The 15,249-nt window shown below is 71.9% G+C and carries 14 protein-coding genes; 3 read left to right on the forward strand and 11 right to left on the reverse strand.

The features are described from left to right. Positions 1-25 precede the first annotated feature (25 nt). Positions 26-1,234, forward strand: coding sequence for a class I SAM-dependent methyltransferase (locus VNR19_RS03910; protein WP_325724080.1), 1,209 nt, complete (start codon positions 26-28; stop codon positions 1,232-1,234). 88 nt (positions 1,235-1,322) lie between these two features. Here VNR19_RS03910 and VNR19_RS03915 read toward each other — a convergent pair whose 3' ends face one another. From VNR19_RS03915 to coaA, 10 genes are all read right to left on the reverse strand, one after another. Further along, the gene (locus tag VNR19_RS03915) at positions 1,323-2,657 is read right to left on the reverse strand and encodes an HNH endonuclease signature motif containing protein (protein ID WP_325724082.1); all 1,335 of its coding nucleotides are present in this window, start codon (positions 2,655-2,657) and stop codon (positions 1,323-1,325) included. A gap of 93 nt (positions 2,658-2,750) precedes the next feature. Beyond that, on the reverse strand, positions 2,751-3,683 hold the full coding sequence (locus VNR19_RS03920; protein WP_325724084.1) for a hypothetical protein: 933 nt from the start codon (positions 3,681-3,683) through the stop codon (positions 2,751-2,753). Beyond that, positions 3,680-4,753 (reverse strand): tRNA (adenosine(37)-N6)-threonylcarbamoyltransferase complex transferase subunit TsaD, encoded by a 1,074-nt coding sequence (gene tsaD, locus VNR19_RS03925; protein ID WP_325724086.1) that lies wholly within the window; start codon positions 4,751-4,753, stop codon positions 3,680-3,682. The genes VNR19_RS03920 and tsaD overlap by 4 nt, the downstream gene beginning before the upstream one ends. Then, positions 4,750-5,247 carry a ribosomal protein S18-alanine N-acetyltransferase gene (gene rimI / locus VNR19_RS03930; protein WP_325724088.1) on the reverse strand — a complete coding sequence of 166 codons (498 nt, stop codon included), beginning with the start codon at positions 5,245-5,247 and terminating at the stop codon, positions 4,750-4,752. The genes tsaD and rimI overlap by 4 nt, the downstream gene beginning before the upstream one ends. Further along, positions 5,244-5,918, reverse strand: coding sequence for a tRNA (adenosine(37)-N6)-threonylcarbamoyltransferase complex dimerization subunit type 1 TsaB (gene tsaB, locus VNR19_RS03935; RefSeq protein ID WP_325724090.1), 675 nt, complete (start codon positions 5,916-5,918; stop codon positions 5,244-5,246). The genes rimI and tsaB overlap by 4 nt, the downstream gene beginning before the upstream one ends. 117 nt (positions 5,919-6,035) lie before the next feature. Next, on the reverse strand, positions 6,036-6,569 hold the full coding sequence (gene tsaE / locus VNR19_RS03940) for a tRNA (adenosine(37)-N6)-threonylcarbamoyltransferase complex ATPase subunit type 1 TsaE (RefSeq protein WP_325724092.1): 534 nt from the start codon (positions 6,567-6,569) through the stop codon (positions 6,036-6,038). Beyond that, the gene (alr, locus tag VNR19_RS03945) at positions 6,566-7,690 is read right to left on the reverse strand and encodes an alanine racemase (RefSeq protein ID WP_325724094.1); all 1,125 of its coding nucleotides are present in this window, start codon (positions 7,688-7,690) and stop codon (positions 6,566-6,568) included. Before alr ends, tsaE begins: the two co-directional genes overlap by 4 nt. After that, positions 7,687-8,061 carry a holo-ACP synthase gene (locus VNR19_RS03950; RefSeq protein WP_325724096.1) on the reverse strand — a complete coding sequence of 125 codons (375 nt, stop codon included), beginning with the start codon at positions 8,059-8,061 and terminating at the stop codon, positions 7,687-7,689. Before VNR19_RS03950 ends, alr begins: the two co-directional genes overlap by 4 nt. 106 nt (positions 8,062-8,167) lie before the next feature. Further along, entirely contained in the window at positions 8,168-10,021 is a 1,854-nt protein-coding gene (gene glmS, locus VNR19_RS03955; RefSeq protein ID WP_325724098.1) for a glutamine--fructose-6-phosphate transaminase (isomerizing), read from the reverse strand. A gap of 57 nt (positions 10,022-10,078) precedes the next feature. Next, positions 10,079-11,032, reverse strand: a complete 954-nt coding sequence (gene coaA, locus VNR19_RS03960; protein WP_325724100.1) for a type I pantothenate kinase — start codon at positions 11,030-11,032, stop codon at positions 10,079-10,081. 40 nt (positions 11,033-11,072) lie between these two features. Between coaA and VNR19_RS03965 the strand changes: the two genes are divergently transcribed. Both VNR19_RS03965 and VNR19_RS03970 read left to right on the forward strand, forming a co-directional pair. Then, positions 11,073-12,017 (forward strand): Ppx/GppA phosphatase family protein, encoded by a 945-nt coding sequence (locus VNR19_RS03965; RefSeq protein WP_325724102.1) that lies wholly within the window; start codon positions 11,073-11,075, stop codon positions 12,015-12,017. A 323-nt stretch (positions 12,018-12,340) separates the two neighbouring features. Beyond that, the gene (locus tag VNR19_RS03970) at positions 12,341-15,112 is read left to right on the forward strand and encodes an alpha/beta hydrolase (RefSeq protein ID WP_325724104.1); all 2,772 of its coding nucleotides are present in this window, start codon (positions 12,341-12,343) and stop codon (positions 15,110-15,112) included. Here VNR19_RS03970 and VNR19_RS03975 read toward each other — a convergent pair. After that, a partial coding sequence (locus tag VNR19_RS03975; RefSeq protein WP_325724120.1) for an integrase core domain-containing protein occupies positions 15,109-15,249 on the reverse strand: 141 nt, incomplete at its 5' end. The two genes, VNR19_RS03970 and VNR19_RS03975, sit on opposite strands and share 4 nt — an antisense overlap.

Consider the following 15,249-nt stretch of genomic DNA (forward strand, 5'->3'; position numbering starts at 1 on the left):
CGCCGAGCCGCCGTAGGCTGGCCGGATGGACGTCGCCGAGCTCACCGCGCTGCTGACCCCCGAGGGTCTGCGTCTGCTCGACAGCCTCGAACCGATCGAGTCGACGGCGGATGTCGCGACCGCCGTCACGCGACTGCGCAAGGAAGGTCACTCCCCCGATCTCGTGTCGGCGGTCGTCGGACAGACGCGGCTGCGTCACCGGGCCGTGGCGAAGTTCGGCGAGTTCGCGCAGCGCATGCTCTTCACACGGGCGGGGCTGGAGCAGGCGACGCGGCTGGCTGTCGCCGCGAAGCACGCGGGACGCTTCCGCGACGCAGGCGTCGAGACGGTGGCAGACCTCGGATGCGGCATCGGCGGCGACGCGCTCGGCTTCGCCGCCCTCGGCCTGAACGTGCGGGCGGTCGACGCCGACGAGATCACGGCCGCGATCGCCGCGTACAACCTCGCCCCCTTCGGCGACCAGGTGTCGGTGCGACAGGGGCGCGCCGAGGAGGCGGACCTCGACGGCGTCGACGCGGTGTGGCTCGATCCCGCGCGCCGTACCGCGGGGCACAGAGAGACTTCGCGCACACGCCCCGAGGACTGGTCGCCGCCGCTCGACTGGGCGTTCGACCTCGCTTCGCGCATGCCGACCGGCATCAAGCTCGGACCCGCGCTCGACCGCGACGTCATCCCCGACGATGTCGAAGCCCAGTGGGTCAGCGCGGACGGCTCCACGATCGAGCTCGTCCTGTGGTCGGGCACGCTCGCGCGGAAGGGCGTGCGGCGCGCCGCGCTCGTCATCCGCGACGACACCGCCCACGAGCTCACCGCGGCGACGGATGCCCCGGATGAGCCCGTACGGCCGCTGGGCGCGTACCTGCACGAGCCCGACGGGGCGGTGATCCGAGCGCGCCTGATCGGCGAGGTCGCCCGGTCGCTCGATGCGGGGATGCTCGACGAGCACATCGCGTACCTGACCTCGGATGCCGCCCTCACGAGCCCCTTCGTATCGACGTTCCGTGTGGTCGACGAGCTGCCGGCCGCCACGAAGGAGCTCTCGCGGGCGCTTCGAGACCGGGGCGTGGGGAAGCTCGAGATCAAGAAGCGCGGTGTCGACATCGATCCGGCCGCTTACCGCACGGCGCTCAAGCTGCGCGGGCCGGAGGAGGCGACGCTGTTCGTCACGCGCGTCGGCTCGCGTCGGCGGGCGATCCTCGCCGAGCGCGTGCGGCGCCCGGCAACAGCCGCGTGATGCCGCAGTGACCAGGGCCCGCGGCACGGCGTAGCCAGCCTCAGCCCGCGACATATTGGGCCCCGTGCGTCACTGCCGCTGGGTGCGGTCAGAAGGGGGCGTCGTTGGTGTGGGCGGGGTGGAACACCGGCACGCGGCGTTCGGGTTGCACCACGTACCGTCGCCCTGCGGGTGAGGTCCATTCGAGGGCACCCCCGGTGTCGGGGAGTTGTCTGACCTGCCACCCGCCGTGGTGTTTCACGGTGTGATGCCCTTTGCACAGGGGTGCGAGGTTGTCGAGCGCGGTGTTCCCGCCGTGTTCCCACGCGACGGTGTGGTCGATCTCACATCTGCTGGCGGGGATGCCGCATCCGGGAGCCATGCACCGGTCGGCGCGCCACCTGACCAGCTTCCGCAACATCGGCGGAGGCCGGTACTGGGTGCGGCCCACGGAGAGCACCATTCCGGTCTCGGGGTGGGTGAGGATCCGCATCCACCCGTCCGCACCCCCACACAACACCCGGGCACGATCCAGCGGGATCGGACCGACACCCTCCACCACCGCCGGCGCGAGCCCCGCCGCCGCACGGGCGGAGTCACTCTCGGCGAGCAGGGTGAGCGCCGGTACGGTGACCGCGACCGTCGCGCGGATGCCGCGCGCTTCGACCGGATGCACGGTCGTGTCACCCTCGATCAACAGGTCGCTGAACACGTCGGCGCGGAGTTGGTCGATCGTGCGATCCTCATCCGGCGGCGCCGCGTCGCAGTCGCGGCTCGTGGCGTCCTGCCGAGGCGTCGCCGCTGCCTCGTCGTGGGTCTTGATGGCCTTCGCGATGGAGGTGAGCCGCCCGTAGATCGCGTGCGCCTCCACCGCGGGCAGGTACGCGCTCAACCACGCCATCCCGTCATCCGCGTGCTCCACCACCACACGACGCTTGACCACCGCGGCCTCATGCCGCTCCGCCAGCGTCGCCGACCGGTGCGTGTCGATCAGCTTGCGCAGCGCACGCCGGAACGAGCCCACCGGGAGCTCCTCGGCGAGCGCGACCGCCTCCGCGACCAACCCGTCACGCACAGCAGGCTCCAGCTCGTCGAGCCGGTCCACGAGGTACTCCGCGTGCGCCACCGTCATACGCGCCCTGCTGAGCGACTCCAACGCGTCCGGGTACCGGTGCACCAGCGCCTCCGCTCGCCGGATCAGGTCGCCGGCGGCGTGCTCGGTGATCCGCATCCCCGCCGCCAACTCCAACCGGATGCCCCGCTCCACCACCCCGGTCAGCTCCCGCCCATACCGGGCCGCATCCTCCAGCGCCTCGCGGCGGGCCCGGTCCACGGTGACGAAGTACTCCGCGGCGAACATCGTCACCACGTCACCGGTCTCGCGCACACGATCCATCGCATCCGAAACAGGAGGCACGAACTCCTCCTCACCTGCGATCGACATACCCCGACATTAGAACATACGTACGACACTCCGGTCCGCACGAGCCCGAGCTGTGGATGTCTCGTCGGGACGCGCTGGGGAGGAGTAGGGTCCTCAGCCGATCAGGCCCACCACCCACGCGGCGTAGATGAGCCAGCCCGCACTGTAGAGCACCGACAGCGTCCCGAGCACGATCGCCCACGCCGCCATGGCGCTGCTCTCGAGCGGGCGGCGGAGCGCGACGATGCCGATCACGATGCCGATGAGCCCGATCGGGAATGCCCATCCGACCACGAGCGACGCCGCGAGAGCGATGATCGAGCACGCCAGCGCCCACGCCGAGAGGCCGCGGGGCGGCGGCGCGGGCGTCGGAGCCCATTCCGCGTCGGCCGGATGGACGGGGGCCGGGGTGATGTCGATCGGAGCGGTCGGGAGGCGACCGAAGCCGCCCCGATGCTCGCCGGGAAGACGGGGCGCCTCACCCGCGAGGGCGACATCCGGCGAGGGCGGCTCGATGATGACCGGTGGCTCCGGCACGGAAATCTGCGCACCCGCGAGCGGCGGGTCAGCGCGCGGTGCCGCGGCCGGCGTGCCGGAGGGCTCGGCCGGCGTGACCGTGGGCTCCGCGGGCGTCGACGCGGGCGCACGCGCGGGTCCCGCAGGTGCATCCACGGGCGTCGCCCCGGGCATGTCCGCAGGCGGGGGCTTGGTGATGGGCGGCGTCGGCGCGTCGGCGGGCGTCCGGGCCGGCTCGCGCACGGGCACCGCGGGTCCCGCGGGCTTCGCGACGGTCTCACCCTCGGGCGCCGCGGGCTCACTCTGGGGCCCCGTAGGCGTCGCGACGGGCTCACCCGCAGGTTCGACGGCCGCACGGACGGGCGCCGCCGCGGACACATCCGCGGGCAGGTCACCGGGCGTCACCGCGGACACATCCGCGGGCGGCGGCTTCGTGATGGGCGGCGTGGGCGCCGCATCCGCCTCGTCGGTCGCCCCGCCTGCTTCGGTCGCGTCACCTGCGACCGGCGACTCGTCGCGTTCGTCGCTCACGACGCCACCTCCTGCGCCTCGGCGACTTGGATCTCGGTGACGGGCAGCGTCGAATCGGCCCCGAACTCGAGCGTCGACGGGCCGCGGCCCGACATGATGAGCTCCGACGCGAGCGCGGCGATCATCGCGCCGTTGTCGGTGCACAGCGAGAGCGGCGGGATGCGCACCGTCACCCCGGCAGCCTCGGCCCGCTCGAGCGTCATGTCGCGCAAGCGTCGATTGGCGATGACGCCGCCGCCGAGCAGCAGGCGCGGAACGCCGTGGTCCGCGCACGCCGCGAGCGCCTTCGTGACGAGCACATCGACGACGGCCTCCCGGAACGACGCCGCGACATCCGCGACGGGCACGTCCTCGCCGGTCGCCCGGCGCTGCTCGATCCACCGCGCGACGGCGGTCTTCAAGCCCGAGAACGAGAAGTCGTAGCGGTGCTCGGCGAGGTCGCTTGCGCGGGACAGCCCGCGCGGGAAGCGGATCGCTTCCGGGTCTCCGGATGCCGCCGCACGATCGATCTCGGGACCGCCCGGGTAGGGGAGGCCGAGCAGCCGCGCGACCTTGTCGAACGCCTCGCCCGCCGCGTCGTCCATCGTCTCGCCGAGCAGCTCGACGTCGGTCGTGAGGTCCCGCACGAGCAGGAGCGAAGTGTGCCCGCCGCTCACGAGCAGCGCGACGGTCGGGTATTCGAGCGGTGGAGCATCGGCGTCGAGGATGTCGGCCGCGATGTGGCCCACAAGGTGGTTGACCGCGTACAGCGGCTTGCCGAGCGAGATCGCGAGCGCCTTCGCCGCGCCGATCCCGACCATGAGGGCGCCCGCGAGACCGGGTCCACTCGTGACGGCGACCGCGTCGACGTCCTGCAGCCGGATCCCGGATTCCGCGAGCGCGGCCCCGATCGCGGGCTCGAGCGCCTCGAGGTGGGCGCGGGCGGCGACCTCGGGCACGACCCCGCCGTAGCGCGCGTGCTCGTCCATCGAGCTCGCGATGGTGTTCGACAGGAGCGTGCGCCCGCGGACGATCCCGATGCCCGTCTCGTCGCAGCTGGTCTCGATGCCGAGTACGAGGGGTTCGGTCATGTGCACGCTCCCGCCTCGTCCGGGTTCGGCGTGCGGGCGGCGGCGCGCACAGTCAGGTCGAGACGCATCACGAGGGCGTCGACGTCTCCGGGCTGGTAGTACCGCGGCCTGCGTGCGATCTCGACGAAGCCCTCCGACGCGTACAGCGCCTGGGCGACGGGGTTGTCGGCGCGCACCTCGAGGAACACCTCACGCACGCCGCGGCGCTGCGCCTCATCCAGCAGGGCTTCGAGGATCCGCCGGCCGCGCCCGTGGCCGCGATATGCCTCGGCGATCGCGATCGTCTGCACGTCGGCGTCCTTCGACCCGTGCGGTGCCCGCAGCCCGGCATATCCGACGAGCACGCCCGCTTCGATGTCGACGACGTACCACCCGTGCGGCGACCGGAGCTCTTCGCGCATCGACGCCTCGGACCACGCGTCGCCGGGGAACGACGCCCGCTCGAGCGCCATGATGGCGTCGAGGTCGTCGAGGGTCGCTCGTCGCAGCGTCATGCGCCCGCTCCGGATCGCTCGGCCGCCGTCGTCACGGGCTTGGGGCCCGCCGACGGCGTGACGTCGGGCGCCCGCAGGTACAGCGCGTCGTCAGGACCGACCACGCGACCGGCGTCGACGGAGCGGCTCGCGACCAGCGCGACCATCGACGCGGGCACGCTGTGCGCATCGTGGCGCGCGGCGCCGATCTCTGCGAGAAGCGCGTCGAGCTCGTCACGTGGCGCGAGCGCCGGCTCGCTCGCGCGCACGGGGAGCCCGTCGTCGTCGAGCCCGTCGTACACGGTGTAGGCGAACTCGCGCCGGCGCGCGTCCGTCACGACGGCGAACCGACCGGGGTCATCGCCGCGCACGGCGGCGTCGAGCATGAGAGCCAGGGCGACGGCGTCGTGGCTGACGACGGGGACGAAGCGGGTGCCGCGCCCCAGCGCGAACGCGCGCGCCGCGGCGACACCGACGCGGAGTCCTGTGAAAGGCCCCGGCCCCATTCCCGCGGCGACCGCCTGGATCGCGTCAGGCGAGACGGATGCCTCCTCCAGCGCCCGTGCGATGAGGGTGCCGATCACCTCGGCGTGCCCGCGCGGGTCGGGCGATTCGATCGCCGACCGCACGACCCCGTCGGGTTCGATCACGGCGACGGCCGTGCCGAGCGAGGTGTCGATGCCCAGAATCACGCGTTCCAGGGTAGTCGGGGCCGGATGCCCGGATGCTGTGCAGGCACCGCCGCGCTTCGTCTCGTCGCTGCGCTCCTCGCTCAGCGGCCGGAGTGGCGCGCATGCTGCGCTCCTCGCTCAGCGACCGGGGGTATCAGCCGGAGAGGACGTCCGCCGCGACACCGTCACGATGCGCGGCGCGTTCGCGTCGAGCTCGGCCGCGGCGGGGCCGCTCGTGCCGCACGCGTTGTCGACGCCCGTGCCGCCCCACTCGGACTCGAGCTCGACCTCCCACCACACGTCCTTCTCGAGCACGTCGACGAGCCCGCGGCCCCACTCCACGACGACGACCGAGTTGTCGAGGTCCAGGTCGAGGTCGTCGAGCTCCATCGCCGAGCCGAGGCGGTAGGCGTCGACGTGCACGAGCGGCGGCCCGTCCACGAGCGACGGGTGCGTGCGCGCGATGACGAACGTGGGACTCTGGATCGGCCCACGCACCCCGAGGCCCGCAGCGATGCCGCGCGTGAGCGTGGTCTTGCCCGCCCCGAGGGGACCGGTCAGCACGACGAGATCGCCGGGACGCAGCATCCGTCCCATCTGCTCGCCGAGCGCCTGCATGTCTTCGGGCGACGCGATCTCGCGCTGCCCGACCATCTGGTCGAGGCCGCTCATCCCGACACCTGCCTCCGCGGCACGCGCGGACCGATGCGCGTGACGATCTCGTAGTTGATCGTGCCGGCTGCGCGCGCCCACTCGTCGGCCGACGGCGCCCCGAGGGTGGGGTCGCCGAAGAGCACGACCTCGTCGCCCACCGCGACGGGGTGGTCGCCGACCTCGACGACGAACTGGTCCATCGCGACGCGGCCCGCGACGCGGAACCGCGCTCCGTTGATCGACACCGGGCCCGCGCCCGACGCCTGCCGCGGAACGCCGTCCGCGTACCCGAGGGGCACGAGCGCGAGGGTCGTCTCGGCATCCGTGCGGTGCGTGTAGCCGTACGACACGCCCTGCCCCGCGGGCACGCGCCGCACCGCCGCCACGGGTGCGCGCAGCGTCATCGCCGGCCGCAGGCCCAGATCGGCGGAGCTTCGATCGTCGAACGGCGAGAGCCCGTACAGGCCGATGCCGATGCGCACGCATCCCAGTCGCGATTCCGGCAGGTCGATCGCCGCGTTGGTCGCCGCGATGTGCCGCAGGGGCGGCGCGAGACCGACGGATGCCGCCGCCCCCGTCGCGTCGAGGAACCGCCGCAGCGCTTCGCGGTCGTCGTCGACGGACGTGTTCGACAGGTGGCTGAACAGGGCGACGACGCGGATGCGGCCGATGCGCTCGAGCCGAGCCGCCTCCGCGAACACGACGCCGTAGTCCTCGGGCGGGATGCCGTTGCGTCCGAGCCCGGTCTCGAGCTTGAGGTGCACGGCGACGGGGCGATCGGCGGATGCCGCGGCCGCCGCCTTCTGGAGCTGGTCGAGGCTCGACACCCCGAGCTCGATCCCTGCGGCCGCCGCCTCGTCGAACGACGCGCCCGGCGCGTGCAGCCACGCGACGATCGGCGCATCGATGCCCGCGCGGCGCAATGCGAGGCCCTCGCCGATGTCGGCCACGCCGAGCCGCGATGCCCCTCCCTCGAGTGCCGCGACGGCGGAGCGCACGGCGCCGTGGCCGTAGCCGTCCGCCTTCACGACCGCGATGATCTCCGACTCGGTGAGCCGGCGCAGGTGCCGCACGTTGTCGGCGATCGCACCGACGTCGATGCGGGCCTCGCGCAGGACGCCCGCCGGGAAGCGCGTCACGCGGCGCCTCCGTTCGAACCGGTCGCCTCGGCGACGACGTACGCCGTCGCGAGGCCGGCGTCATGCGACAGCGACAGGTGCATCATCGTGATGCCGCGGTCGGCGACGGCCTCCGCGGTCGTGCCCGACAGCGCGAACAGGGGGCGACCGGATGCCTCGCGCGTGACCTCGATGTCGGTCCAGCGCACGCCGTCGGATCCGCCGAGCGCCTTGATGAGCGCCTCCTTGGCGGCGTACCGCGCCGCGAGCGAGTGCGGCGGGAGCGTGCGCTCGGAGGGTGCGAACAGCCGCTCGATCAGTCGCGGTGTCCGTTCGATGCTGCGCTCGAATCGGGCGATGTCGACGAGGTCGACGCCGATTCCGACGATCACCCTGGACCTCCCTCGCACCGACGTCTGAGCTCGCCCCAGGCCGGTCGCTGAGCTCGCCGAAGGGTCGGCATCCGCAACCCTACCGAAGCGAGCAGGACGCGGGCCGCTACTCGACCGTGACCGACTTCGCGAGGTTGCGCGGCTGGTCGACGTCGAGGCCCTTGGCGGTCGCGAGGCCCATCGCGAAGATGTGCAGCGGCACGACAGCGAGGATCGGCCCGAACAGCGGGTCGGCGAGCGGCACGCGCAGCACCTCGTCGGAGATGGGCAGCACCGCGGCGTCGCCCTCTTCCGCGATCGCGATCACGCGCGCACCGCGCGCGTGGATCTCGCGGATGTTCGAGACCACCTTGGAGTGCAGCACCGGCGCCTCGCGCGGCGACGGCACGATCACGAACACGGGCTGGCCGGGCTCGATGAGCGCGATCGGACCGTGCTTGAGCTCGCCCGCCGCGAAGCCCTCGGCGTGGATGTACGAGATCTCCTTGAGCTTGAGCGCGCCCTCGAGCGCGATCGGGTACCCGGCGTGACGGCCGAGGAAGAGCACCGAGCGCGTGTCGGCCATCCAGTGCGCGAACTGCTCGATGCGCTCCTGCTCGTGGTCGAGGATGTGCTGGATCTTCTCGGGCACGGCCTCGAGCTCGAGCAGCTGGTGCGCGACCTCGGTCGGCGACAGCTCGCCGCGCACCGCGCCGATGTGCAGCGCGAGCAGGTACAGCGCGGTGATCTGCGCGACGAACGCCTTGGTCGACGCGACGGCGACCTCGGGGCCCGCGTGCGTGTAGACGATCGCGTCCGACTCGCGCGGGATCGTCGCGCCCTGCGTGTTGCAGATCGAGAGCGTCTTGGCGCCGCGCTCGCGCGCGAACTTGACAGCCATGAGCGTGTCCATCGTCTCGCCGGACTGGCTGATCGAGACGACGAGCGTGTTGGGGCCGATCACAGGGTCGCGGTAGTGGAACTCGTGCGCGAGCTCGACGTCGACCGGCACGCGCGCCCACTGCTCGAGCGCGTACTTGCCGACCATGCCCGCATAGGCGGCGGTGCCGGCGGCGATCACGATGATGCGATCCACGCCGCGGAACAGGTCGTCGAGTCCGTCGAGCTCGGGAATGGCGACGGCGCCGTCGCGGATGCGCCCGCGCAACGTGTTCGCGACGGCCTCCGGCTCCTCCGAGACCTCCTTCGCCATGAACGACGACCAGCCGCCCTTCTCGGCGGCCGATGCGTCCCACGTGACCTCGAAGGGCTCGACTTCGACGACGTTGCCGGAGAAGTCGGTGACCTCGACGCCCGACGGCGTGATGGCGACGATCTCGTCCTGGCCGATCGCGAGCGCGTGGCGCGTGTGCTCGACGAACGCGGCGACGTCGGATGCGAGGAAGTTCTCGCCCTCGCCGATGCCGATCACGAGCGGCGAGTTGCGGCGCGCGCCGACGACGAGGCCCGGGTGGTCCTTGTGGACGGCCAGCAGCGTGAACGCGCCCTCGAGGCGGTTCACGGTCGCACGGAACGCCTCGACGAGGTCGCCCCCGTTCGAGCGGTACTCGTGGCCGAGCAGCACGGCCGCCACCTCGGTGTCGGTCTCGCTGCGGAACTCGTAGCCCTGTGCGAGCAGCTCGTCCTTGAGCGCCGCGTAATTCTCGACGATGCCGTTGTGGATGACGGCGAGCTTGTCGTCGTCGGCGAGATGGGGATGGGCGTTCGCGTCGGTCGGCCCGCCGTGGGTCGCCCAGCGCGTGTGGCCGATGCCCGTCGTGCCGTCGGCGATCGGCGAGGCGGTGAGCTCATCGCGGAGCGCGCTCAGCTTTCCGGCGCGCTTGCGCATGCCGAGGCTGCCGTCCCCGTCGATGATCGCGATGCCCGCGGAGTCATAGCCGCGGTACTCGAGTCGGGCGAGGCCGGAGATCAGGATGTCCTGACTCGGGCGGGGGCCGACGTATCCGACGATTCCACACATGCCGACCATCGTAAGCGGGCGGGTTTGCGAGGGACCTGTACGAATACCCCGGGGCGGTCAGAGCTTGCGCAGGAGCACCCGCTCGACCGTGTGGTCGGCCGCCTTCTGCAGCACGAGGGTCGCGCGGTGGCGCGTCGGCAGCACGTTCTCCTCGAGGTTGGGGAGGTTGATCGAGTTCCAGTACCCGAGCGCCGTCTCGACGGCCTCCTCGTCGGTGAGGTGCGAGAAGACGTTGAAGAACGAGTTCGGATTCGAGAACGCGCCGGTCTTGAGGGCCATGAACCGATCGACGTACCACTGCGCGATGTGCTCGGCGTCGGCGTCGACGTAGATCGAGAAGTCGAACAGATCGCTCACCGCGACGTCGTTCGGCGTGGGCGGAGGCTGCAGCACGTTCAGACCCTCGACGATGACCACGTCGGGCCGACGGACGGTGACGTACGCGTCGGGGACGATGTCGTACTTCATGTGCGAGTAGAACGGCGCACGCGCCTCGGGCGCACCGCTCTTGACGTCTGTGAGGAACCGCACGAGCGCGCGGCGGTCGTACGACTCGGGGAAGCCCTTGCGATCCATGAGCCCACGGCGCTCGAGCTCGGCGTTCGGGTAGAGGAACCCGTCGGTCGTGACGAGCTCGACGCGGGGCGTCCCCTGCCACCGGCTCATGAGCTCGCGCAGCAGACGCGCGATCGTGGACTTGCCCACCGCGACGGAGCCCGCGACGCCGACGACGAACGGCGTGGTGGTGTCGTCCTCGCGCAGGAACCTCGCCGTCTCGGCGCCGAGCCGCTTCGTGTTCTCGGCGTAGAGCGACAGGAGACGCGACAGCGGCAGGTACACCTCGCGCACCTCGGTGAGGTCGAGCCGGTCGCCGAGACCGCGCAGCTGCACGACTTCGGTCTCGCTCAACGGCTGCGCCATGTCCGCCGCGAGGCGCGCCCATTCCGCGCGGCCGATCTCGCGGTAGAGCGAGTGCGCCGTCGTCGCGTCGATCGCTTCGTCGGTGGACATCGCGCCCATCGTAGTCACCCGCTCCCGCTAACCTGAACGCGTGCGCCTCGGGGTCCTCGACATCGGCTCGAACACCGTCCACCTGCTGGTCGCAGACGTCCGGCCGGGGGGTCGCCCGCTCGCGACGACGAGCCGGCGATCCGTGCTGCGGCTCATGCGATACCTGCAGCCCGACGGCTCGATCTCCCAGGAGGGCGTCGACGCCCTCGTCTCGGCGACGACCGAGGCGCGGAAGGTCGCCGCATCCGAGAACGTCGACGAGCTCCTCGCGACCGCGACATCGGCCGTGCGCGAGGCGACGAACGGCGCCGAGGTCATCGCGCGCATCGAAGAGGCGCTCGGGCAGCCGCTGCAGGTGCTCGGCGGCGAGACCGAGGCGCGCTTCACGTTCCTCGCCGTGCGGCGGTGGTTCGGATGGGCCGCCGGCCAGCTACTGCTCTTCGACATCGGGGGCGGATCGCTCGAGCTCGCGGCCGGCGCCGATGAGCTGCCGGATGCCGCGGCATCCGTGCCGCTCGGCGCGGGGCGCATGACGGTGCAGTTCCTTCCCGACGACCCACCCGGCGAAGAGGCGGTCGAGCGACTGCGCGCGCACGCGACCGCGACGCTCGCGCCGGTCGCAGCGGAGTTCCGCGAACTCCCCCGCCCCCAGCACGTCGTCGGGTCGTCGAAGGCGATCCGCTCGCTCGCGAAGCTCGTCGGGTATTCCGTGAGCGGGTGGACCGGCATCGACCGGTGGCGGCTGCCGCGCGAAGCCCTCGGCTCGTGGATCCCGCGGCTCGCGCGCATCCCCGCGTCGGCGAGGCAGGAGCTGCCCGGGATCACCGCTGACCGCACGTTCCAGATCGTCGCGGCCGCCGTCGTGCTGCACACCGCGATGGCGGCCCTCGACGTGGGCGAGCTCGACGTGTCGCCGTGGGCGCTGCGCGAGGGCGTGCTGCTGCGCTACATCGAGTCGCTCTCGTGGAGCCCTGCCGACGCGTGACGCGCGCGGGGCATCCGCCCCGTCCTGCCTCCCGGTGATCGAGACGGTCCCGGCGGCCGTTACATCGCGGTAACCGCCGTGCACCGACGTCGAAACGCGCGACCGCTCAGATGAGACCGATCCACCCCGGGATCCGATCCCCCATCGAACGGTCTCACCATGAAGACACCCACGTCCGTGCGGGCGTCTCGGCGACGGCTCGCGGGGCTCACGGTCGGCGCGCTCACCGCGTCGCTCGTGCTCGCCCCCGTCGTCGCCGTCCCCGCAGCAGCCGCGCCCCCCCCGCCGAAGAGAACGTCGTCGCGTCGGGCGACAACTGGACGGTGACCGACCTCGGCAGCGTGTACGAGATCGAGCTCGAGCTCGACGAGCCGCTCGAGATCAAGTCGGACGCCCCCACGATCGAGGTCGACGGCGTGGCCGTCGGCTTCGCGACCGAGTCCGAGAGCGGCACGACGCTCACCGCGCTCACGAGCGACCCCGCCGTCGCCGACGCCACGACCGTCGAGCAGGGCTGGTTCGCGGAAGCCGGAACGACCGATGAGGCAGCCGTTCCCGAGTCGGCGATCGTCGAGACCGAGGCGGTCTCGGAGGTCGAGACGGCGCCGGATGCCGCGGTCCACGGCGCCTACGCGTACACGAAGTCGATCTACCGCTTCGGCGACCAGGCGATCGACCTCGCGGGCATCGGCGGCATCCGCGGTGAGGTCGAGGGCAAGATCTACCTGCCGACGACCGGCGGTCCGCGCCCGCTCGTGGTGCTGCTGCACGGACGCCACAGCTCGTGCGCGGGCACGCCCGCGAACCCGCTGCGCTGGCCGTGCTCGCCGACGCAGGTGTCGATCCCGAGCTACGCGGGCTACGACGGCACGGCCGAGGCGCTGGCGAGCAACGGCTACGCGGTCATCTCGATCTCGGCGAACGCGATCAACTCGAACGACAACCAGCTCGCGCTCGACTACGGCGCGCGTGCCCGCGGGCAGCTCATCCTCGACACGCTCAGCCTGTTCCAGAAGGCGAACAAGGGCGAGCCCGTCGTGCTGCACGACGCCGCGACCGGTCAGGACGTCACGCTCGCCGATGCGCTCACCGGCAACGGCGGCACGGAAGCGGCCCGCATCGACCCGTCGGTCGTCGAGCTCACGCCGGCCGACCTCAAGGGCCGCTTCGACTTCTCGCGCATCGGCCTCATGGGCCACTCGCGCGGCGGCGAGGGCGTGACGTCGGCGGCGACCCTCAACCAGGGTCTCGCGAAGCCGTTCGACATCGTGTCGATCCTGCCGCTCGCTCCCGTCGACTTCGGGCGCATGACGGTGCCGAACGTGCCCACCCTCGTCGTGCTCCCGTACTGCGACGGCGACGTGTCGAATCAGCAGGGCCAGCACATGAACGACGACTCGCGCCACGCGTTCGGCGACGACGTGCTGCGCTCCGACGTGTGGGTCATGGGCGCCAACCACAACTTCTTCAACACGGTGTGGACGCCCGGACGGTACGAGTTCAACGTGAGCGACGACTGGTCGGGCACGAACCCGAACTCGGCGCGCGCGAACGACGAGGTGTGCGGCACGTCGCCCTCGGCATCCGCGACCTCGATCCGGCTGTCGCCCGAGAAGCAGTACGACGTGGGCACTTCGCTCATGGCGGGCTGGTTCCGCGCGACGGTGGGCGGCGAGACGCAGTTCCTCGACCCGTTCACGACGGGCGCGAAGACCGCCACGACCGCCGACATCGACGTGCGCACGGTCGCGACACAGCCCTCGTCGGCGCGCGCCGACCTCGAGACGTTCGAGAGCCCGGCGACGACCGCGCGCGCGTTCGGATCGGCCTCGCTCACCGTGTGCGCGAGCCTCGACGGTCGCGCGGTGCCGCAGGAGCTGCCCGCGTGCTCGACGCTCGCGTCGGCGCAGGTGCCGCACTGGACGACCGTGCGCTTCGCGGGCGATGTCGTCGCGACCCCGGTCGGACGTCTGTCGTGGTCGGATGCGACGGGCGGGATCACCGTGCCGGTCCCCGCGAAGCTCCGGAACGCCTCCGCCTACACGGCGCTCACGTTCCGGACGGCGGCCGACGAGACGGTCCCCTACGGCGGCGGCACCGACCTCGTGATCACGGTGGTCGACGGCAAGGGCAAGACCTTCAGCGCCGCGGCATCCGAGCTCAACCCGGGGGCGCTCGTGCGCCTGCCGCAGAGCGCGCAGAACCCGACGACGCTCGGCAAGATCGTCCTGCAGAAGGTCAGCCTGCCTCTCTCGGAGGTCGCGGCGGCCGGACTGAAGGTCAACGATCTTCGCGAGGTGCGTCTGACGGGAGCGCCGGGCATCTCGGGCACGCCGGATGGCGCCGCGTATGTGTCGGACCTCGCGTTCGACCGCCCGGCGCTCGGCAAGGCGACGACTAAGCCGGTGATCTCGGTCGACACCGCGACCACGTACGTCGAGGAGCGCTCCGGCGCCGGCGAGGTGCGCGTGCCGGTCGTGCTGTCGGCGCCCGCGAAGACCGCTTCCGAGGTCTACGTGTCGGTCATGGGCTCCGCGGCGGCGACGTCCAAGGTGGGGATCATCGCGACGAAGGTCACATTCGCGAAGGGCGAGGTGTGCAAGTCCGTGCCGGTCCCGACGTTCGGAGACGACGTGGCCTCGACCGCGGCGTCCACGGCATTCACGATCTCGGTGACCAACACGCGCGGCGTCGTGATGGGCGACGAGGCGTTCGGACAGGTCGTCGTCCGCGAGGACGACGGCGTGATCGACGGTGAGGAGCTGCCCGCTGTGGGCGTCGCCGCCGACCCGTGCGCCGAGGCGAACACGAGGGCGAAGGGCGGCAAGATCGCGACACCCAACCCGCCGACGCCCCCGGGCGAGCACGTGTCGGTCACGGCGTCGGGCTTCCGACCCGGTGAGTCGGTCGCACTCGCCGCGGGCGACACGGCGCTCGGCGCGCAGATCGCCGACGCGAAGGGCAGCGCGACCCTCGACATCGTCATCCCCGACGGCACGCCGCACGGCAGCTTCGCGGTGACGGCGACCGGCGCCGGCTCGTCGATCGTCGCCACCGGCGCGGTGAAGGTCAAGAAGGTGCCCGGCAAGAACTAGCTGTACTGCCCAGGCAGGTTGTTTGAGATCCGGCTGATGGGCGGGAGCTTCCCGATCGCAGTGTGGGGCCTGTGGTGATTGTAGAAGTGCAGCCAGGCGGGCAGGGCTGCGCGGCGGGCTGATTCGCTGTTGTAGTG

Origin of the sequence: Microbacterium sp., assembly GCF_035556355.1 — a bacterium.
Lineage (GTDB): Bacteria > Actinomycetota > Actinomycetes > Actinomycetales > Microbacteriaceae > Microbacterium.